This is a genomic window from Pseudoflavonifractor phocaeensis (assembly GCF_016901735.1).
Lineage (GTDB): Bacteria > Bacillota > Clostridia > Oscillospirales > Oscillospiraceae > Pseudoflavonifractor_A.
In genome coordinates this window covers 1-488 of the sequence record NZ_JACLZC010000197.1, presented here as the reverse complement: position 1 = coordinate 488, position 488 = coordinate 1, and the positions used below count along the sequence as shown (strand labels likewise).

General features: G+C 50.0%; 1 protein-coding gene and 1 pseudogene. Both read left to right on the top strand.

The annotated features are described in order from the left end of the window. Window positions 1-220 (top strand): annotated as a pseudogene (locus H7U37_RS15245) (helix-turn-helix domain-containing protein); the annotation flags it as partial. A gap of 89 nt (window positions 221-309) precedes the next feature. Further along, window positions 310-488, top strand: a 179-nt coding sequence (locus H7U37_RS16490) for an IS3 family transposase (RefSeq protein WP_204877008.1), incomplete at its 3' end; no start/stop codon positions are given.

Here is a 488-nt window from a genome sequence, read left to right as displayed (position 1 = left end):
CAAAGATTGGGAGCGGATCTACCTGATGGAGGGACCGGAAGGTTTTACAGTAGAGCGACGCGGTCGTGGAAGTAAGGGTCGTCCCAAACAACTGTCGAAAGCGGTGGAAGAGGATCTGCTTGCCGAGGTGCAGCGGCTGCGTGCGGAGAATGAATACTTAAAAAACTTGCAAGCCTTGGTTTTGGAAGACGAGCGACGCCAGCGCAGAAAACGCAGGTAGTTCAAAAACTGAGGCAAAGACACGCTCTGGACATTCTTCTTTCAATCGCTCAGCTTCCCCGCGCAACTTTTTACTATCATCTAAAGAGGATGAGATGTGCAGACAAATACGAAGAGGCTAAAACAGAAATTGCGACCATCTACCACGAAAACAAAGGGCGGTATGGTTACCGCCGTATTACCACAGCGCTGTACAACAGAGGGATTCATCTGAACCACAAGACGGTACAGCGTCTTATGAAGCAGCTGGGATTGGTTTGCCGTGTCAG